This is a genomic window from Citrifermentans bremense, assembly GCF_014218275.1.
Classification (GTDB): domain Bacteria; phylum Desulfobacterota; class Desulfuromonadia; order Geobacterales; family Geobacteraceae; genus Geomonas; species Geomonas pelophila.
Map to the genome: position 1 here is coordinate 1,239,370 of NZ_AP023213.1, position 19,331 is coordinate 1,258,700.

Sequence of the window (19,331 nt, forward strand, 5' to 3'; positions counted from 1 at the left end):
TCTGCTACAAAACTTCCTATGGAAAATTCATCCCTGAAAATGAACCTGCTGCGAAGCCAGCACTGGGTCTTCGACCTGGACGGGACCCTAACCGTAGCCATCCACGACTTCGCGCAGATCCGCTCGGTTTTGGGAGTCCCGGAAGGGTGCGACATCCTGGGGCACCTGGACGCTCTCCCCGAGCCGCAAGCGGCTACTGCCAAGGCGCTTTTGGTGAGCATCGAGGAGGAGCTGGCGGCACGGACGGAACCAGCGGAGGGGGCTAGGGAACTGGTGCAGCTGCTGCACCTGCGGGGCGCGCGGCTGGGGGTGCTGACCCGGAACACTCGGGAGATCGCTCTGACGACGCTGGGAAGGATCGGGCTTTCGCCTTTCATCGCGGCGGACGATGTGCTCGGCCGCGAGGATGCATTGGCGAAACCCGACCCTGACGGGATCCTGAAACTAGCGTGCCGCTGGGGAGTCTCCCCGGCGGCACTGGTAATGGTTGGTGATTATGCCTTCGACCTGCTCACCGGCCGCGCTGCCGGGGCGGGGACCATCCATGTCGACCCCGCGCGCAGTTTTCGGTGGCCCGAGCTAAGCGATATCGCGGTCGGCAGCCTGGCCGAGCTGGCCTTGGCGCTGTCGTAAGGGTTGGCTCAGGCGAGCGCCTTCAGCTCGCTGTCGGCGATCTGCACGATCTCGTCGTAGATCGCCAGCTTGACATGCAGGTCGCACCATTTTTTCAACACGCTGCGGACCAGGTAAAGACCGTTGGCGAGCGTGCCGGATAAAAGGGCGATCCCGAGCATCCTCTGCTCCTCGACCGAGATCAGCACCGCGCCGTAGATGGCGATGTTGATCATGGAGGCGAGCCAGGCGATCTCCGGACCCTTGAAAGGGTTCAGCATCACCTTGGTGAGGTCGATGTAGTAGCGGGTCATGCCGCGCACCCTCCTCATCGACTCCACGATATCGTCTCTTTGCTGCTTCAGGTACAGGCAGGCTAGAAAGTGCGAGATAGCCAACTGTTTTCCATGTTGCATCCGTTCCGTGAGATACAGGTCGATCGCTTCGTCCACTGTCTCTTTGCTCATGGCTGCCATCCTTCGGGTACCTGCCAGTACCCTTTGCCGGGCAAGCTCTCTCACAGACCTTCTCTCTGACCCGGCTCAATCCAGCAAGAGTGGTCTGCAGTAGCTTCGCATAAGGCAAACTATCAGACAAAAGCTTCTTCGTGTCAACTCTCCAGTTGTCCCTATCGTCCCCATTTGCCGTTGTAATTAGGGTTTTGTTGACAACTTTCCGCTCCTGCCGTACTCTCCATCCCTGGCCGCCGCAAGCGGGGGGCGACTAAGGACGGGAGATCGGGCCGGAATATGATTAAAAGGTCGCAGCAGGGGAAGGCGCAGGCGGCAAGCGGGGTGATCGTCTCCCATTTCGGGGTGGCGGTCGAGGTGCTGTTCCAAAACGAGGAACGCCGCATGGTGCGGGTAAAGAGGAACTCGGGCCACGTGGTGGGGGACGAGGTCCGCGTCGTTGGCGAGGTGCTGGAGCGGCTGCCGAGAAAGACCGAGTTGCGCCGCAGCGACGCCCGCGGCGGGATCCACATGGTGGCGGCGAACCTCGACGTCTTGGGGATCGTGGTGGCGCCTGGAACCCCTGGCGGTTTCCTGGACCGGGCCATAGTAGCGGCGCGGGCCGCCGGGCTGCTCCCGTTCATCGTCTTCAATAAGTGCGACCTCCCCGAGGCGCGCGCGCAAAGCACCGGGCTCTCTGGCATCTACGGCGGAATCCTCCGCTTCTTTACCCTGAGCGCTGTCACCGGCGAGGGGTTGGAACCGTTGCGCGACTTCCTGCACGAGGGGCACCGCGGCGCATTCGTCGGCACCACCGGCGTCGGCAAAAGCTCCCTTTTGAACGCCCTTTGCCCCGACATCAACCTTAAAGTCGGGGAGTTGAGCGACCAGAACTGGACCGGCCGGCACACGACGACCGTTTCCTCGCTGCACGCCCTTCCCGGCGGCGGTGAACTGGTGGATACCCCGGGCTTCAGGGACTTCGGGCTGGTGGACATCTCCACTACGGAACTCGTGGCCCATTTTCCCGGTTTCGAGGCGCTGGAGCAAAACGCCTGCCGCTTCCACAACTGCCGGCACCGCCAGGAGCCCGGGTGCACCGTGAGGGAGCGGGTCGACTCCGGCGAGATCAATTACGACCGCTACCAGACCTACCTCGCCCTGCTCACCGAGGTGGAGGCGATCGAAGAGGCGGCGCAACGGCGCAACTGGAAGAAATAAGGAGAGTTAGCAACCATGGCCCAGCCCTGGCAAGTATTGCAAAGTGTAAAGACCGCAGACGGCGTGCTGGAACTGAGACAGCGCGGCGAGAGCGATTTCCTGATCACCGTCAACGGGCTGGTGCTGATGAACAGCTCGCTGCACCGCTCGGAGGTTGCACTCGGGGAGCTCGCCTGCGGACACCTGAAACAGCAGGAGGCGCCGCGGGTGCTGGTGGGGGGACTGGGGATGGGGATTACCCTGAGGGCGGTCCTGGACAACCTCCCCCCCAAGGCGATCGTCGTCGTGGCGGAGCTGAACCCCGTGGTGCTGGAGTGGTGCCGCGGGCCGCTGGCCCCGGTCACCGGCGGGGCGGCGAGCGACCCCAGGGTGGTCGTGGAGATAGCCGACGTGGCCGACACCATCAGGAAGAACGCCATGGCGAGGTCGCGCTTCGATGCCATCGTGCTCGACCTGTACACCGGGCCGCATGCGAAGACGCACAAGATCGAGGATCCTCTTTACGGCGCCATCGCCATCGAGATGACCCGTGCCGCGCTGAAGCCGGGCGGTGTCTTCGCCGTGTGGGGCGAGAATTACGACCAGGGGTTCGACAAGCGGCTGCGCGCGGCGGGCTTCTCCGTCACCTGCGACCGCCCAGGCCGCGGCGGGCTGCGCCACGTGGTCTACCTCGCCCGGGTGCAGCAGCGACCGGAAGCGGGGCGGCAGGGGAAACGCTGACCCGAAACCTGCACAGCAGCGCACACCCTACTCCGGGCCCGCCTCATCGGCGGGCCTTTTTCATGCCGGCGCCCGGCCCTGTCCGGTTGACAGCGAACGTCTATCTCGACCCGGGGAACGCCCCGAAACCGGCTCCGGCGTACTGCACCGCGCCGGGATCGTCGGCCCTGGGGGGGGAAACCGCGTGCACCCCGCCGCAGGCGGGGCATCCCTGGACGAAGGTCCGCAGCTCGAATCCCTCGCCGCATTCCTGGCAGGTCACCTGCAATGCGCCGCGAGGCAGCGCAGAGCCAGCCACCTGTCCTCCATGGGCCGCCAACACGAATTCCACCAGTTCCCTCCCGGTTGCGTAAGGGCCTTTCCCCCTTGAACTACCTGATCCGCAGTCGCACATGCTCTCCTCCTTTTGAGCTTTCTCAGCAGGTTCGAAGCCTACCGTTTCCTCTGCCTACGCTCCTTGATCTTGGTCAAAAAACATGCATAGCCAACCCGCTTTTCCCCATACAGAGCGCCGTTGCCGGATTCAAATTCCTCCCGCGCCGGAATTGCAATGAGAATTTATTCCAGTATATTGTCTTAGGATTTTTTAACCCGGTTCCGGGCGACGAGGAGAGGGGCCAGATGGAAGAGACAAAAGAACTTGAATTCGCGGACATAGGCGCAGTCAACTGCCATGACCACATCTGCCTCGTCTACCAGGGGGAAACCGAGATTTACCACCCGGTGCTCCCCTTCATCCAGAGGGGAATTGCCATCGGGGAGCGTTGCGTCTATCTGCACGCGGCGGAGGAGCGGCTGGAGCGGTTGCTGCTGAGTGCGCTCTCCTCACAACAGGACGACTCCGGGGCCCTGATACTGTTCCCGCTCAAGGAAGTCTGGCTCAAGGACGGCTCGTTCAAGCAGGAAAGGGTGCTGAAACTCTTGCAGGAAATCTGTGCCGCAGCCATCGACGACGGCTTCAGCGGCACCAGGGTCATCTGCGACATGGGGTGGGCGGCACGGGAGCCTAAGAGGCAGGAGCTGCTGCAGCGATTCGAGAGGGAGCTGACCGCCTTCGCTTCCCAAAACGACGTGACGCTCCTTTGCCTGTACAGCCGCGACCTTTTTGCCGCTGAGGGGGGGCTGGAGCTGGCGAAGCTGCACCCGCAGGTGATCGTCGACGGCAGGACCTGCGGCAATCCTTTCTATTTTCCTCTCGCTTCGGAGAGCCACTCCAGGACGGCACGCTGCGAGCTCGACGTCTTTTTGACCACCGCCCAGAAAATGACGGCGCTTACGGCCGAGAGCGACCGGCTCAAGCAGGAGCTGGAACAGGCCTACGGCGCGCTCGCGCGCAAGATCTATGAAAACTGGCAGGAGGAGGACACGCTGCGGGCGAGCGAAAAGGAGATGCAGGAAAAGGACGAGGCTCTTCTGGAACACAAGAGGAAACTGCAGACCATCCTGCAGCATATCCCGGCCCTGCTGATGGCGTTCGATAGCGGCGACCGGCTGGCCGCCTGCAATCACGAGTTCGAAAGGGCCACGGGGTTCAGGGTGGAAGAGGTGATCGGCAAGCCGATGCTGGAGCTGCTTCACGTGGAAGGAGAGCTGCGCAAAGAGGTGGTCTCGGCGCACCCGCGCGAGGGGGGGGATTACCGGGGCAGGGAGTGGAACCTGCGCTGCAGAGACGGGTCGGTGAGGACGGTCGCCTGGTCCAACATCTCACGCTACGTCCCGATCAGGGGGTGGAGCAACTGGATCGTGGGACTCGACATGACCGCGAGGCACCACGCGGAGAACGCCCTGAAGGGGCTGCGGGACGAATTGGAGGCGAGAAGCGCCGAACTGGAGGCCTTCGGAGAGGCGGTTTCCCACGACCTCAGCGCCCGGTTGGCCGGGCTCGGCGAGGACTGCCGCGAGATGCAAGAACTCTACGGCGGCGAACTCTCCACCCCCTGCCGAAGGCTGCTGGAGAAGGTATCGGTCGCCGCGCTGGAACTGGCCGGCCCCATCGACGCGATGCAGCGTCTGACCGCACTGACCGCCGCCGGCCTGCAGCCCGAAGAGGTGAACCTGAGCGCCATGGCGTCGGAGATAGCCGAGAAGCTCTCCGACACGGTGACCCGGCCGGTTACCTTCAGGATCGAGGGGGGGGTGACCGTGACCGGCGACCGCGAGATGCTGAGGCTCGCCATGGAACAGCTTTTGGAGAACGCCTTCAACTGCACCGCCGGGGTCAAACATCCGGTGATCAAGTTCGGCACGGCACAGGTGAAGGGGGAGCGGAGCTTCTACGTCTCCGACAACGGACCGAGGCAGGGCGAGCAGCAGGGCAAGGGATTAGCTGGCAAGGGTGAAGGGCAGGAGCGGATCTCCAGCGGCATCGCCCTTGCCACCGTGCAAAGGATCATCAACCTGCACCGCGGCCGGATCTGGTGCGCCGACCAAACGGGCAGGGGAGGCACCCTGTACTTCCAGGTGTAGCGGAAGAGGCACTGTCATGAAAAGTGGTCGCGCAACGCCGCTTCCCGTCGTCTTGGTCGATGACGACGAAGGGATGCTCATGGTGTACGCCATGCTCCTCAAAGGGCACGGTATCGGGCCGGTCATGGCATTTGACGACGGGGCCCAGTTGCTGCCGTTTCTCAGGCGCAACGAGGCTGCGGCCGTGGTCCTGGACCTGTCGCTTCCCACCGTAAACGGCAAGGAGCTTTTGGAGCGTGTGGTGGAGGAATTTCCGCAGCTGCCGGTAATGGTCAGCACCGCGGCCGCCGAGGTGGGACAGGCCGTCTCCTGCATGCGCGCAGGCGCCTGCGACTACCTGGTCAAGCCCATCGACAATCTGGTCTTCCTCGCGGCGATAGACCGCGCCCTGGGGCTCGCACGCGGGCCGGCCCACCACTGGGAAAGGGAAACCGCTTTCCCCGAGATCATCACCGAGAACCGTCAGATGCTGGCCCTTTTACGGCGCACCAAAGCCGTGTCGCGTTCCGGGCAGCCGGTGCTGGTGACGGGGGAAACTGGCGTGGGGAAGGAGCTCTTCGCGGAGGCGGTGCATCGGTTTGGCGGGAGCCGGGGTGAATTCGTCACGGTCAACGTCGCGGGTCTTGACGATGCCGTCTTCTCCGACACCCTCTTCGGGCACCGCAAGGGTGCATTCACCGGGGCGCAGCAAAACCGGGACGGCCTGATCAGAAGGGCGGCGGGAGGGACGCTGTTTCTGGACGAGATCGGGGAATTGCCGGAGCTTTCCCAGATCAAGCTGCTCAGGCTGATCCAGGAACACGAGTACCTGCCGCTTGGCTGCGACACACCCGCCTTCAGCGACGCGGGGATCGTCGTCGCCACCAACCGCGAACTCAAAAGGCTCCTGGAGCAGGGGAGGTTGCGGGAGGATCTTTACTACCGGCTTTGCTGCCACCAGATCCATGTCCCTCCGCTTCGGGAGCGCAGCGGCGACATACCGCTTCTTTTGGACCACTTCGTGGCCCAGGCCGCGCGACGGATGGGCAAGGCGAAACCATCGTACCCGCCTGAGCTGCCGCGCATGCTGGAGCGCTATCACTTCCCGGGCAACGTGCGCGAACTGCAGGCAATGGTCTACGATGCCGTAGCGCTGCACGAAAAAGGCTCCTTGCCGCTCTCCAGCTTCAGAAAGAGGATCGACGCGTCTTCCGGGGACGCGCGCCTCACCGCCGAAGAAGAAAGCGTCACTGTCACCTTTCACGGCTTTCCCAGCATGAAGGAGGCGCAGACGCTTCTGATCAGCGAGGCGTTGCGCATGTCCAACGGAAACCAGGGCGAAGCCGCCTCGCTGCTAGGAATTTCACGACAGGCTCTCAACAACAGGCTCAGGAGAAAGGCAGGTATGCCCTGAACCGCAACAAGCGTTGCACCTGCCACATATGTTGTCCGACCTAAACCCGCCCTAGGCAGCCGTCCGCGCTCCCGCGCCGGAAAAAGAAAGATTTGTTGCGGCTCCCGCTGCTCCATCCAAGCTCCCTGTTCTGGAACAAGTGCCCGGAATCGTAGCCAAAGATCCAAGGAGCGGGGGCGGGCATGGTTACTGCTGTAGTCACTGCAGGCACAAAAATCGCGGAGGCAGGTGAGGTAAGCCTGCCACGGACAAAGGAACACGACGGGGAACGAAGGTCATAAAAGGGGGTGCCCGATGACCGGTATGTTCAGGGAACGGAAGACGAACGGGGAGGGCAGGTATTTGAGCATAGACAAGGAAGCAGCATCGAGCATGCTGAACGCCTCCTACGCGGTGGACCTGAAATCCGCGGTACACAGCTCGTTGGAAACCATCAGGAACATGCTGCTGGAAAGGCCCAACAACGAGGAGATCAGCGTGCTGACCCAGCAGGTCGAGCGCCTTTTGACCGAACAGACCGAGCGGCTGGAATCGATCAACCGCGACCTGGAGGCGTTCAACTACTCGGTGGCCCACGACCTCTGCGCGCCGCTCAGAAGGATCTGCGGCTTCACCCGCGCCCTGCAGGAGCAGTATGCCGGCAGGCTGGACATTGAGGGGATGGATTACCTGGAGCGGATCTTCAAGTCCTCGCAGCACATGAACGAGCTGATCGAGGCGCTCTTGCAGCTCTCCCAGCTCTCCTACCTGAACCTGAAGCGGGAGGTGGTCGACCTCTCCGAGATCGTGAGCGAGACGGCGAGCGACCTGCAGCAGAGCACCCCGGACCGGAAGGCCGAGTTCATCATCCAGCCGCGCATCCGCACCTTCGGCGACTCGAGCCTTTTGGAGATCGCGATGAAGAACCTGCTCCGAAACGCCTGGAAGTTCACCCAGATGCGGGAGGTTGCCTGCATCGAGTTCGGCGCCCGCGAGGTCGCCGCGGACAGGACCTGCTTCGTGAAAGACAACGGGATCGGCTTCGACATGGCAAACGCCGACAAGATGTTCCACGCCTTCCAGCGCCTGCACCCAAGCAGCGAGTTCCCCGGCAACGGCATCGGCCTCACCACGGTGCAGCGCATCATCAACCGCCACGGCGGCAGGATCTGGGCCGAAGGCGAGGTGGACAAGGGGGCGACCTTCTACTTCACCCTGCAGTCCTGCATTACCTAGGAAAATGAGTGCTTTTGCGGCGGCGGGTTATCTGCTATCATCCGCGCCTTGACCAGCAAGGAGGCGGGCGATGCACGAGATGTCGATAACACAGAGCGTGGTGGAGATTTGCGAGGGGCACGCCGCGGGGCGCAAGGTTACCGAGGTGGTGCTGCTTATCGGAGAGCTTTCGGGGGTGGTGCCCGAGAGCGTCGAGTTCTGCTTCGAGGCGTGCACCAAGGGGACCCTGCTGGAGGGAGCGCGCCTGCAACTGGAACTCGTGCCAGGGGTCGGCAACTGCCCCGCCTGCCACGGCGAGTTCCCCATCTCCACCCTGTTCGCCGCCTGCCCCGGATGCGGCGCCTTTGGCCTCAGCATCGTCTCCGGAGAGGAGTTGCGGGTCAAGGAACTGGAGCTGGAATGAGTACCGGTACCCCTGGTCGTGGGACAAAATGATACAATCGCGGGACAGAAGTACCCAGGCAAATTGGGACAAAAGCGGCACCGTCGGGATGACCCCACGGTGGCCGCTTTTTTTGTTCCTGTAAATTCAGCATCTTTCGCGCTCGGATTTTGTTTACGGGATTGGCACGGGTGTTGCCGTATACGTGCGGTTTTTGTGATTTATTCCGAGGGAGGGGTGTTATGAAAGAAGAGATGTTCTGCGAGGGGGTAACCCGGAGGAGTTTCATGAAGGCCTGCGTCACCGCGACGGCCATGATGGGGCTTCCCTTCGCCATGCATACGCAGGTTGTCGAGGCGATCGAGAAAAACGGCAACCCGGCGGTGATCTGGCTCCATTTCCAGGAGTGCACCGGCTGTTCCGAATCGCTTCTGCGCTCGAGCCATCCGACCATTTCCACGCTGATACTGGACATGATCTCGCTGGACTACCACGAGACGCTGATGGTAGGCGCCGGGCACCAGGCCGAGAAGTCGCTGCACGACTCGATGAAGGAGAACCAGGGTAAGTACATCCTGGTGGTCGAGGGGGCCATCCCCACCAAGCAGAACGGGATCTTCTGCAAGGTTTCCGGCAAGACCGCCATGGAATCGCTGCAGGAGGCGGCCAAGGGGGCTGCCGCCATCATCAGCATCGGGACCTGCGCCTCCTACGGCGGCATCCAGTCCGTGGCCCCGAACCCCACCGGTGCGGTAGGCGTCAGGGACATCGTCAAGGACAAGCCGGTGATCAACATCCCGGGCTGCCCCCCCAACCCCTACAACTTCCTTTCCACCGTGCTCTACTACCTGACCTTCAAGAAGCTCCCCGAGCTGGACAACCTGGGGCGCCCGAAGTTCGCCTACGGCCGGAAGATCCACGAGCATTGCGAAAGGCGCCCGCACTTCGACGCCGGCCGCTTCGCCAAGGCCTACGGCGACCCAACCCATGCCCAGGGGTACTGCCTGTACAAGCTGGGGTGCAAGGGGCCCGCGACCAGCGCCAACTGCTCCGTCCAGCGCTTCAACGACGTCGGGGCGTGGCCGGTATCCATCGGGCACCCCTGCATCGGCTGCACTGAGCCTGACATCCTGTTCAAGACCGCCATCGCCGAGAAGGTGCAGATCCACGAGCCCACCCCGTTCGACAGCTACGCGCCGGTCGACCTGAAGGAGAAGGGGAAGGGACCGGATCCGCTCACCACCGGCTTCGTGGGGCTTGCCGCAGGCGCGGCCCTTGGCGCGGGCGCCATGCTCGCCAAGAAGCTTCCGGGCAACACGCAGGAGGGTGGCGATGAAAAATCCGAGTAGACGCGACTTCCTGAAGCTGGCGGGAGCGACCGGGGCGGGGCTCTTGGCCTGCGGCGCCGGGAGCGCGCTCGCCAACGAGGGGACCCAGATCAACAACGAGGAACTGGGGATGCTCTACGACGCCACCAAGTGCGTCGGTTGCAAGGCGTGCATGGCCTCCTGCAAGAGGGTGAACAGCGACTACGGCTCCCTCTCCTACGAAAAGGCCAAGTTCGACAGCGACGGGCTCTGGGACGCCCCGAGCGATCTCTCCGGTTCCACCCGGACCCTGATCAAGCTCTTCAAGGAGAGCGAGCAGCGCTGGAGCTACGTCAAGTACTCCTGCATGCACTGCCAGAAGCCTTCCTGCGTCTCGGTCTGCCCGGTTTCCGCCATGACCAAGGAGAAGGTCTCCGGCATCGTCGACTACAACAAGAACACCTGCATCGGCTGCCGTTACTGCCAGATTGCCTGCCCCTATAACATCCCGAAGTTCCAGTGGGAGAAGGCGCTGCCGCAGATCGTCAAATGCGACCTCTGCAAGGCGACCAACCTGCGCGAGAAGGGGATCTCCGCCTGCGCCGAGGTCTGCCCGGTCGGGGCCATCAAGTTCGGCAAGAGAAAGGATCTCCTTGCCGAGGCGCACCAAAGGCTCAAGGATACCCCGGACCGGTACCTGCCGCACGTCTACGGCGAGCACGAGGGAGGGGGGACGAACCACCTCTACCTGGCCAGCATGCCGTTCAACAAGCTGGGGCTTCCCGACATCAAGCCCGAGGCGCCGGCCGAGTTCTCCGAGAAGATCCAGCACACTATCTATAAGGGGTTCATCGCCCCGGTCGCGCTCTACAGCACCCTTTGCTTCATCGCGGTGAAGAACATGAAGAAGCACCAGGGGCACGACGGCCACGATCATAATAAGGAGGAGAAGTAATGGGAAACCCTGAAGAATACCAGAAACTTGAAGGCAAGATCTTTACCAAGTCCTTCTTCATCCTCCTGTCTGTTGTGCTGCTTGGCTTCTACTTCGTCGGGGTGCGCTACGTGAAGGGGATCGGCGCGGTCTCCAACATGAGCGACGGCTACCCCTGGGGGATCTGGATCACCTACGACGTCGCCACCGGCACCGCCATCGCCTGCGGCGGCTACGCGGTCGCGATCCTGGTCTACATCCGGAACCGGATGCAGTACCACCCAATGATCCGTTCGGCGATCCTCACCTCCATGTTCGGCTACGGCCTGGCCGGCTTCTCGGTCATGGTGGACCTCGGGCGCCCCTGGAACGCCTACAACTTCTTCATCCCGAGCAAGTGGCAGGCGAACTCCGCCATGTTCGAGGTGGCGCTCTGCGTCATGGCTTATTCCACGGTCCTGATCCTGGAATTCCTCCCGGCCATCCTGACCTCCATCGAGCAGAGCAAGTGGGAGCGGATGAACGCGGTCAGAAACTGGCTGCACCCGAAAATCGCCCCGGACCAGAAGAGCATGCAGGACAAGCTGGAGATGGTGCGCCTGGGGGCCATCTGGCTCAAGCCGCGCCTGAACAAAGTCCTCATCTTCTTCATCGTGCTCGGCATCACGCTCCCGACCATGCACCAGTCGTCCTTGGGAAGCCTGCTCCTCATCGCCTCGACCAAGCTGCACCCGCTCTGGCACACGGGCTTCCTGCCGCTTCTGTTCCTGTTGAACTGCGTCTTCATCGGTTACGCCATAGCGATCCTGGAGTCCATCATCTCCAGCTACTCCTTCAGAAGGCCCTTCGAGACCGAGGAGCTTTCGGGCTTGGCCGCCTTGATCCCTTTCGTCACCGTGATCTGGCTCAGCGTCGTGATCGGGGACCTGGCCTACCGCGGCCAGATCGGCGCCGCCCTCAAGGGGGACTTCTACTCCGGCTGGTTCATGACCGAGTTCCTGCTGGTGGCGAGCGGCTCGCTGCTCCTTTTCTTCAAGAAACTGAGGAAGTCGCCGCGCTGGCTCTTCACCAGCGCCTCGCTGATCGTCCTTGGGGGAGCGCTCTACCGCTTCAACGTCTACCTGATCGGCTTCAACCCGGGGCAGGGGTGGAGGTACTTCCCCTCCTTCGCCGAGGTCATGATCACGGTCGGCATCGTGGCGCTGGAGGTGCTGGGGTACAAGGTGTTCGTGGCACTCTTCCCGGTGCTTCCCAACACCTCTGCCCACGGCGGCGGGCACGCCCCGGCGAAAAAGGCGGCGGCCCAAAAGGGGAAGAAAGCCTCTATCGAGGTCCAGCACGCGCCGGTCGAAGCGCACTGAACCCTATTAATTCAATTCAGCTTTTGGAGGAAATAAATGTCTAGAATCACGCTTGATCCCATCACCCGCATCGAAGGGCACCTCAGGATAGACGTCGAAGCCAACGGCGGCAAGGTCACCAACGCCTGGTCTTCGGCCCAGATGTGGCGCGGCATAGAGGTCATCCTCAAGGGGCGCGCCCCGGAGGATGCCTGGAGCTTCGTGCAGCGCTTTTGCGGCGTCTGCACCACGGTGCACGCCATCTCCTCGATCCGCGCCGTAGAGCACGCCCTGAACGTCGAGGTGCCGGTAAACGCCCAGTACATCCGCAACATCATGATCGCCCAGCACTCGGTGCAGGACCACATCGTCCACTTCTACCACCTCTCGGCTCTCGACTGGGTCGACATCGTCTCGGCGCTCAAGGCCGACCCCAAGAAGACCGCGCAGATCGCACAGAGCATCTCCGACTGGCCGGGGAACTCCGAGAAGGAGTTCAAGGCGGTCCAGGACAAGCTGAAGGCCTTCGTCGCCGGCGGCAAACTCGGCATCTTCGCCTCCGGCTACTGGGGGCATCCGGCCATGAAGCTCTCCCCCGAGGTGAACCTGATGGCGGTGGCGCACTACCTGAAGGCGCTCGACTACCAGAGAAAGGCGTCTCAGGCAACCGCCATCCTGGGTGGGAAGAACCCGCACATCCAGAACCTGGTGGTGGGGGGCGTAGCCACCGCGATCAACACCGAGAACATCGCCACCCTGAACATGGAGCGCCTCATCTACCTCCGTACCCTGATGGAAGAGACCCGCGACTTCGTGCAGAAGGTGTACTACCCGGACCTTCTCGCCATTGCCGGCGCCTACAAGGATTGGTTCAAGTACGGGGCAGGGGTCACCAACTACATGGCGGTCCCCGAGTTCCCGGAAGACTCGAAGAACAGCAAGTTCTCGCTCCCCGGCGGGGTCGTCATGGCGGGGAACATCGCCGGGATAAGGCCGGTCAAGGACCACCGCGACGAGTACCTGATCAAGAACATCAAGGAGAACGTCACCCACGCCTGGTACGAGGGTAACGGCACGCTGCACCCCTGGGAAGGGGAGACGAAGCCCGACTACACCGACTTCAAGGAAAACGGCAAGTACTCCTGGTGCAAGGCGCCGACCCTCGACGGAAAGCCGGTGCAGGTAGGCCCCCCGGCCCAGATCATGGCCGCCTACGCCGCGGGTAACCCGAAGGTGAAGAAACTCGTCGACGGCGCAGTCTCCACCCTGGGCCTCTCAATGAAGGACATCCATTCCACCATGGGGCGCCTTTACTGCCGCGGCGCGCGCGCCCACATCATGGCCGACATCGCGCTGGAGAACCTGGACAAGCTGATCGCCAACATCGCCACCGGCGACCAGAGCTACGCGAACCACACCGAGATCCCCAAAGGGGAGTACCGCGGGGTGGGCTTCCACGAGGCGCCGCGCGGCACCCTGAGCCACTGGATCGTCATCAAGGACAAGAAGATCGAGAACTACCAGGCGGTCGTTCCCTCCACCTGGAACGCCGCTCCCAGAAACGACAAGGGGGAACTCGGCCCCTACGAGGCGTCGCTCGTCGGCAACCCCATCGCGGACAGCAGCAAGCCGCTTGAGGTCCTGAGGACCATCCACTCCTTCGACCCCTGCATCGCCTGCGCCGTGCACACGGTGGATCCCGAAGGGAAGGAAATCACCAAGGTGAAGGTGCTGTAAAAAACAGGGGCTAGGGACTGGGGAGCTGGGGGCTGGCAGAACGGCGGGAGAGAGAAGACTATCCCGCTTTTGCTAGCCCCTGATCCCCAGCCCCTAGCCCCGCCTTTAGGAGAAAACATGCAGGTTCTTATCTACGGCGCCGGGAACCTCATCCTTTCCGATGAGGGGTTCGGCGTCCATTTCGTCAGGCATATGGAAGAGACGTACCGGATACCGGAGAACGTCGAACTCTACGACGGCGGCACCCTGGGGATCATGGTGCACTTCAAGTTCGAGGAGGCCGACAGGGTCATCCTGGTGGACGTGGTCCAGGCGGAGGGTGAGCCGGGCGACATCTTCCGCTACGAACGCGAAGACATCATGCTGAAGAACATCCCGGTGAAGATGTCCCCGCACCAGATCGGCCTCCAGGAGATGCTGCTGATCTCCGAGATGCGCGACGCGCCGAAGCCGGATCTCACCTTCTTTGGCATCGTCGCCGGCTCGCTGGAGCCCGGCGACCAGCTCACCCCGCCGCTCCAGGCTGGGCTGGAGAAGGTAGCTCAGCTGGTGATCGAGGAGCTGGACAAAGTAGGAATACAGATCGAGCGCAAATAGCGCCCAAGGAGAAGGATATGTTCGGATTCGGGTTACCGGAACTTTGCATCGTGGCGGCGATACTGCTGGTCGTCGCAGGACCGTCGAAACTGCCGCAGTTCGGCCAGGCGCTCGGGAGCAGCATCAGGGGATTCAAGAAAGCCCTGAACAGTGACGATAGCGTGAAGATAGAAGAAAAGAGGTAAGGGGGGCGCGACCGGCGCTTGTCCCAGCGGAGTGGGAAGCGGCGCTTTATGCTCCCCATGCCGAGCTTTTCAGGTATACTTGCTGCTCTGTAGAATCAAAGCTCATGAGCCAGGTATGGAGGTTCGACTAATATGTGTGTAGACTGCGGGTGCGGCCCGGCTGACGGCAAACACGCCCATGACCATGATCATGAGCACGACCACGAGCACCACCACGGCCATGACCACCACCATGGGCACGACCATGACCACGGCCACAGCCGTGATCACGGGCACAAGCACCATCATCACCACCATGACCAGGCGCAGCCCGCCAGGAAAGTGGTGATAGAGACCGATGTCCTCGCCAAGAACAACCGCATGGCGCAGGGGAACCGGGCGCTCTTCCGCGACAAGGGGCTCTTCGTGCTGAATCTGGTCAGCTCTCCCGGGTCCGGCAAGACAACCATCCTGGAGCGGACCCTGAAGGATCTCGCCGGCTCCTGCCGCCCCGCGGTGATCGAAGGGGACCAGCAGACGGACAACGACGCGGTGAGGATCGCCGCTACCGGGGTCCCGGTAAAGCAGGTGAATACGGGGGCTGGCTGCCACCTCGACGCGCACATGGTACTGCACGCCGTGGAGCACTTCGACCTGGACCGCCTGGACCTCTTGCTGATCGAGAACGTCGGCAACCTGGTCTGCCCCGCTTCCTTCGATCTGGGCGAGCACCACAAGGTGGTGGTGTTGAGCGTGACCGAAGGTGAGGACAAGCCGCTCAAGTACCCTCAGATGTTCCATGCGGCGGACGTGATGCTCCTCAACAAGGTCGATCTCCTTCCTTATCTCGATTTCGACGTCGAGGCGTGCAAGGAGATGGCGCGGCGGGTGTCGCCCCAGATCAGGATCTTCGAGGTCTCCAGCAAGACCGGGGCCGGGATGGACGCCTGGTACGGTTGGCTGAAAGAACAGATGGAGCAGGCAGCCGGGGGCTCCCCTGGAGCGTGACGGCGCCGTGCAGAGCGAAACGGTGCGTGCCGCCATCGAGATCGGCGGCATAGTGCAGGGGGTGGGTTTCCGCCCCTTCGTCTACCGGCTCGCCCTTCGCCTCGGCCTCTCCGGGTGGGTGCGCAACACAGGGCAGGGGGTAGAGATAGAGGTCGAGGGGGAAGCCCTGCAACTCGACGAGTTCCGCCGCGCCGTGCGCGACGAGGCGCCCCCTTTGGCGGTGATCTGCCAGCTGCGCGCGCAGCCGGTCCCAGCCACAGGGGGAAAAGGGTTCGCCATCCTGGAGAGCGCCAGGAGCGCCGCCGGGGGCGAGGTCTCCCCTGATTGCGACGTCTGCGACGACTGCCTCGCCGAACTCTTCGACCCCGATAACCGCCGCTACGGCTACCCGTTCATCAACTGCACCAACTGCGGCCCGCGCTACTCCATCATCACAGGCATCCCCTACGACCGCCCCGCCACCACCATGGCAGGCTTCGCCATGTGCGACGACTGTCTCGCCGAATACCACGATCCCGGCAACCGGCGCTTCCACGCGCAGCCCAACGCCTGCCCGGTCTGCGGCCCGTGCCTGACCCTCATGGAGCCAAGCGGCGCCAAGGTCAGTGGAGATGCGCTTAAACGGACGCTGGAGGCGCTTTCCCAAGGGAAGATCGTCGCGGTGAAAGGGGTAGGCGGATACCACCTCGCGGTGGACGCGACCAACCAGGCGGCGCTGGAGAGGCTCAGGCAGCGCAAAAGGCGCGATGAAAAGCCCTTTGCAATGCTGGCCGCCGACCTAGGCGCGGTGAGCCGCCACGCCCACTGCTCAGAACTGGAAGGACGGCTGCTGCTCGGGGTGGAGCGCCCCATCGTGCTGATGAGGAAGCTTGCCGGCACGTCCATCAACGAACTCGTCGCACCGGGCAACGGCTGGTTCGGGTTCATGCTGCCTGGAAACCCGCTGCAGCACCTGCTGGCCAGAGGCTTCGACGCCCCCTTGGTGATGACCAGCTGCAACCTCTCAGACGAGCCGATCGCCTACCGGGACGCAGAGGCCCTTGAGATGCTTTCCGGCATTGCGGACCTTTTCCTCACCCACCACCGGGAGATCCATACCCGCACCGACGACTCCGTGCTCCGCCTCTACCGGGGCGAGCCGCTTTTCCTGCGCCGCTCGCGCGGCTACGTGCCGCGCGCCGTGCAACTGCCGACCGAGCAGCCAAGCGTTCTGGCAGTTGGGGGCGAACTGAAAGCGACGCTTTGCCTCACCCGCGGGGACCGCGCGTTCATGAGCCAGCATATCGGCGATCTCAAGAACGCGGCGACCTTGGCATCGCTGGAGCAGAGCGCGTCGGATTTGCAGCGCCTGCTGGAGATTACTCCTGCGCTGGTGGCCCATGACCTGCACCCGGACTACCTCTCCACCGGCTACGCCGCTGCTCTCGGGCTTCCGGCCGTGGCGGTGCAGCACCACCACGCCCACATGGCCTCCTGTATGGCGGAGAACGGGCTGGAGGGGGACGTCATCGGTGTCATCCTGGACGGGACCGGCTACGGGGCCGACGGCACCATCTGGGGAGGTGAGTTCCTCGTGGGGGGGTATCGCGCCTTCCAAAGGCGTGGGCACTTCGCCCAGATGAGGATGCCGGGGGGGGACGCCGCCGTAAAGGAGCCGTACCGCATGGCGCTCTCGGCGCTTTACTCCCTGCACGGCGACCGTCTTTTCGATCAGCCGCTGCCGGTTGTCTCCGAGGTGGCGCTGGCCGACCGGCCGCTTTTCCTGAAGATGCTGGAGAAGGGGATCAACTCCCCGCTCACCTCGAGCTGCGGCCGGCTCTTCGATGCGGTCTCCGCCCTCATCGGTGTGCGCCGCCGCATCAGCTACGAGGGTCAGGCGGCCATAGAGCTTGAGGCCCTGGCCGAACAGGGGGGGGAGGTGGAGCCTTACCCGTACCGGGTTTTGGAAGAGTGGGGGCAGGTACTTGATTTCGCACCCGCCGTTGCCGCCATCTGCGCCGACCTTGCCGGTGGGAGGAGCCGCGCCGACATCGCGCGCGCTTTTCACCGCACCGTTGCCCGCGGCGTCCTTGAGGTCTGCCGGAGGCTTAAGCAGGAGACCGGCTACGTGAGGGTGGTGCTCTCCGGCGGGGTATTCCAGAACCGGCTCCTGACCGAAGAGGTGGCGGACCTGCTGGCAGACGAAGGCTTCCAGGTCTACTGTCACCGTCTGGTCCCCCCGAACGACGGGGGGCTCGCTCTCGGGCAGGCGGCGATAGCAGGGGCGATGCAGGCGCGGGGCTAGGAAGGCCGGTTCCCGTGGCGTCGCCCTCACCCGGCCTCCGGCCACCCTCTCCCAAAAGGAGAGGGGAGAAGTCTTAATCTTAATCTCAATCTTAATCTGCGACTGAGCGAAGCGAAGGAGCTTTTATGTGTGTCGGTGTACCCATGCAGGTGATCAGTATCGAAGGCGACCAGGCGCTCACCGAGGTCGACGGGGTAAAGCGCGAGGCGAGCCTCATGCTGCTGGACCAGGAGGTCAAGGTGGGTGATTTCGTCATCGTCCATGCCGGCTTCGCCATCTCGAAGCTGGACGAGGAGGACGCGAAAGCCACCTTGGAGCTGATGCGGGAGGCTTTCGCGCCGGAGCTCATGGGATGATGAACTACCTGGACAGTTTTCGCGACAAGGAGCTGGTGCAGGGGCTCGCGCGGCGCATCGCCGAGCTTGTCCGCGGGCGGGAGAAGCCTCTGGTGTTCATGGAGGTCTGCGGCACGCATACCATGGCGATCTACCAGTACGGCTTGAGGAGCCTGCTGCCGCCGGAGGTGAAGCTCATCTCCGGGCCCGGCTGCCCCGTCTGCGTCACCCCCAACGGCTACCTGGACCGGGCCATCGCCCTGAGCCGGCTACCTGACGTCATCATCACCACCTTCGGCGACATGCTACGGGTCCCAGGGTCCACTTCCTCGCTGATGGTGGAGCGCGCCAAGGGTGCTGATATCCGTGTCGTCTATTCGCCGCTGGACGCGGTGCGGATTGCCGCTGCCAACCCGGCGAAACGTGTGGTCTTTCTGGGGGTGGGGTTCGAGACCACAGCGCCCACCGTTGCGGGGAGCATCCTCGCCGCCAAGGCGCAAGGGCTCTCCAACTACTTCGTGCTCGCCTCGCACAAGACCATGCCGCAGCCGATGGCGATCCTGTCGGCCGACCCCGATCTCTCGGTGGACGGCTACATCTGTCCGGCCCACGTCAGCGCCATCATCGGGGCTGACGCCTACCGCTTCCTCTGCACCGAGTACCAAGTCCCCTGCGTGGTCACGGGGTTCGAGCCGACCGACGTGATGCAGGGGGTGGAGATGCTGGCGCGCCAGGCGCTGCAAGGGGAGAGCCGGGTGGAGATCCAGTATTCCCGAGTGGTCAGCCGGGAGGGAAACGCCAAGGCGCAGGGCGTGCTGGCGGAGGTGTTCACCCCCTTCGACGCGCCGTGGCGCGGCATCGGCGTCCTCCCCGGAAGCGGTCTCAGGATCGCCGACGCCTACAGTGAGTTCGACGCCGAGCTTGCCATCCCGGTGCAGGTGGAGGAGTTGAAGGAGCACCAGGGTTGCCTTTGCGGGGAGATCCTCAAGGGTAAGGTGGCGCCCGGGGACTGCCCGCTCTTCGGCGGCAAGTGCACCCCCGAGTCGCCGGTAGGCGCCTGCATGGTCTCATCCGAGGGGACCTGCGCCGCCGCCTTCAAGTACGGACGCTAAAGACACCGACGAAGCCAGTCGGACAGGTGAGACCAGTCAGACCAGTCAGACTGGT

19 protein-coding genes are annotated in these 19,331 nt (G+C 63.3%); 17 read left to right on the top strand and 2 right to left on the bottom strand.

Translation table 11 applies throughout. The features are described 5' to 3' along the window. The first annotated feature begins 18 nt into the window (after window positions 1-18). Window positions 19-633 carry an HAD family hydrolase gene (locus tag GEOBRER4_RS05360; RefSeq protein ID WP_185244542.1) on the top strand — a complete coding sequence of 205 codons (615 nt, stop codon included), beginning with the start codon at window positions 19-21 and terminating at the stop codon, window positions 631-633. An 8-nt stretch (window positions 634-641) separates the two neighbouring features. Here GEOBRER4_RS05360 and GEOBRER4_RS05365 read toward each other — a convergent pair whose 3' ends face one another. After that, on the bottom strand, window positions 642-1,079 hold the full coding sequence (locus GEOBRER4_RS05365) for a GSU0071 family protein (protein ID WP_085813488.1): 438 nt from the start codon (window positions 1,077-1,079) through the stop codon (window positions 642-644). A 282-nt stretch (window positions 1,080-1,361) separates the two neighbouring features. Here GEOBRER4_RS05365 and rsgA point away from each other — a divergent pair, with 282 nt between their 5' ends. Together rsgA and GEOBRER4_RS05375 are read left to right on the top strand one after the other, a co-directional pair. Continuing rightward, window positions 1,362-2,282: a ribosome small subunit-dependent GTPase A gene (gene rsgA / locus GEOBRER4_RS05370; protein WP_185244543.1), complete on the top strand. Its 921-nt coding sequence runs from the start codon at window positions 1,362-1,364 to the stop codon at window positions 2,280-2,282. Window positions 2,283-2,297: 15 nt separating this feature from the next. Beyond that, window positions 2,298-3,002, top strand: coding sequence for a spermidine synthase (locus GEOBRER4_RS05375; protein ID WP_085813486.1), 705 nt, complete (start codon window positions 2,298-2,300; stop codon window positions 3,000-3,002). A gap of 100 nt (window positions 3,003-3,102) precedes the next feature. On the opposite strand, the gene GEOBRER4_RS05380 is transcribed toward GEOBRER4_RS05375, so the two are convergent. After that, the gene (locus tag GEOBRER4_RS05380) at window positions 3,103-3,333 is read right to left on the bottom strand and encodes a hydrogenase maturation nickel metallochaperone HypA (protein ID WP_226377894.1); all 231 of its coding nucleotides are present in this window, start codon (window positions 3,331-3,333) and stop codon (window positions 3,103-3,105) included. A 290-nt stretch (window positions 3,334-3,623) separates the two neighbouring features. On the opposite strand from GEOBRER4_RS05380, the gene GEOBRER4_RS05385 reads away from it, so the two are divergent. The 14 genes from GEOBRER4_RS05385 to hypD all read left to right on the top strand — a co-directional run bounded on the left by GEOBRER4_RS05385 (window position 3,624) and on the right by hypD (window position 19,276). Further along, complete coding sequence (locus tag GEOBRER4_RS05385) at window positions 3,624-5,468, top strand: MEDS domain-containing protein (protein WP_185244545.1); 1,845 nt, start codon at window positions 3,624-3,626, stop codon at window positions 5,466-5,468. A 16-nt stretch (window positions 5,469-5,484) separates the two neighbouring features. After that, complete coding sequence (locus GEOBRER4_RS05390; RefSeq protein ID WP_185244546.1) at window positions 5,485-6,861, top strand: sigma-54-dependent transcriptional regulator; 1,377 nt, start codon at window positions 5,485-5,487, stop codon at window positions 6,859-6,861. A gap of 342 nt (window positions 6,862-7,203) precedes the next feature. After that, on the top strand, window positions 7,204-8,076 hold the full coding sequence (locus tag GEOBRER4_RS05395) for a sensor histidine kinase (protein WP_226377895.1): 873 nt from the start codon (window positions 7,204-7,206) through the stop codon (window positions 8,074-8,076). Between the two features lie 70 nt (window positions 8,077-8,146). Continuing rightward, window positions 8,147-8,479 carry a hydrogenase maturation nickel metallochaperone HypA gene (hypA, locus tag GEOBRER4_RS05400; RefSeq protein WP_185244548.1) on the top strand — a complete coding sequence of 111 codons (333 nt, stop codon included), beginning with the start codon at window positions 8,147-8,149 and terminating at the stop codon, window positions 8,477-8,479. Between the two features lie 221 nt (window positions 8,480-8,700). Beyond that, window positions 8,701-9,807: a hydrogenase small subunit gene (locus GEOBRER4_RS05405; protein ID WP_185244549.1), complete on the top strand. Its 1,107-nt coding sequence runs from the start codon at window positions 8,701-8,703 to the stop codon at window positions 9,805-9,807. Further along, window positions 9,791-10,720 (top strand): hydrogenase 2 operon protein HybA, encoded by a 930-nt coding sequence (gene hybA / locus GEOBRER4_RS05410; RefSeq protein ID WP_185244550.1) that lies wholly within the window; start codon window positions 9,791-9,793, stop codon window positions 10,718-10,720. Before GEOBRER4_RS05405 ends, hybA begins: the two co-directional genes overlap by 17 nt. Then, entirely contained in the window at window positions 10,720-12,060 is a 1,341-nt protein-coding gene (gene hybB / locus GEOBRER4_RS05415; protein WP_185244551.1) for a Ni/Fe-hydrogenase cytochrome b subunit, read from the top strand. Before hybA ends, hybB begins: the two co-directional genes overlap by 1 nt. 36 nt (window positions 12,061-12,096) lie before the next feature. Further along, complete coding sequence (locus tag GEOBRER4_RS05420) at window positions 12,097-13,776, top strand: nickel-dependent hydrogenase large subunit (RefSeq protein ID WP_085813477.1); 1,680 nt, start codon at window positions 12,097-12,099, stop codon at window positions 13,774-13,776. Window positions 13,777-13,893: 117 nt separating this feature from the next. Next, complete coding sequence (locus GEOBRER4_RS05425) at window positions 13,894-14,373, top strand: HyaD/HybD family hydrogenase maturation endopeptidase (RefSeq protein ID WP_185244552.1); 480 nt, start codon at window positions 13,894-13,896, stop codon at window positions 14,371-14,373. Between the two features lie 17 nt (window positions 14,374-14,390). Continuing rightward, window positions 14,391-14,558: a twin-arginine translocase TatA/TatE family subunit gene (locus tag GEOBRER4_RS05430; RefSeq protein WP_185244553.1), complete on the top strand. Its 168-nt coding sequence runs from the start codon at window positions 14,391-14,393 to the stop codon at window positions 14,556-14,558. A gap of 132 nt (window positions 14,559-14,690) precedes the next feature. Further along, window positions 14,691-15,545, top strand: coding sequence for a hydrogenase nickel incorporation protein HypB (hypB, locus tag GEOBRER4_RS05435; RefSeq protein WP_185244554.1), 855 nt, complete (start codon window positions 14,691-14,693; stop codon window positions 15,543-15,545). A gap of 7 nt (window positions 15,546-15,552) precedes the next feature. Beyond that, window positions 15,553-17,829 carry a carbamoyltransferase HypF gene (gene hypF, locus GEOBRER4_RS05440; RefSeq protein ID WP_185244555.1) on the top strand — a complete coding sequence of 759 codons (2,277 nt, stop codon included), beginning with the start codon at window positions 15,553-15,555 and terminating at the stop codon, window positions 17,827-17,829. 125 nt (window positions 17,830-17,954) lie between these two features. Beyond that, window positions 17,955-18,185: a HypC/HybG/HupF family hydrogenase formation chaperone gene (locus tag GEOBRER4_RS05445; RefSeq protein ID WP_085813472.1), complete on the top strand. Its 231-nt coding sequence runs from the start codon at window positions 17,955-17,957 to the stop codon at window positions 18,183-18,185. After that, entirely contained in the window at window positions 18,185-19,276 is a 1,092-nt protein-coding gene (gene hypD / locus GEOBRER4_RS05450) for a hydrogenase formation protein HypD (protein WP_185245287.1), read from the top strand. Before GEOBRER4_RS05445 ends, hypD begins: the two co-directional genes overlap by 1 nt. The last annotated feature ends 55 nt before the right edge of the window (window positions 19,277-19,331 follow it).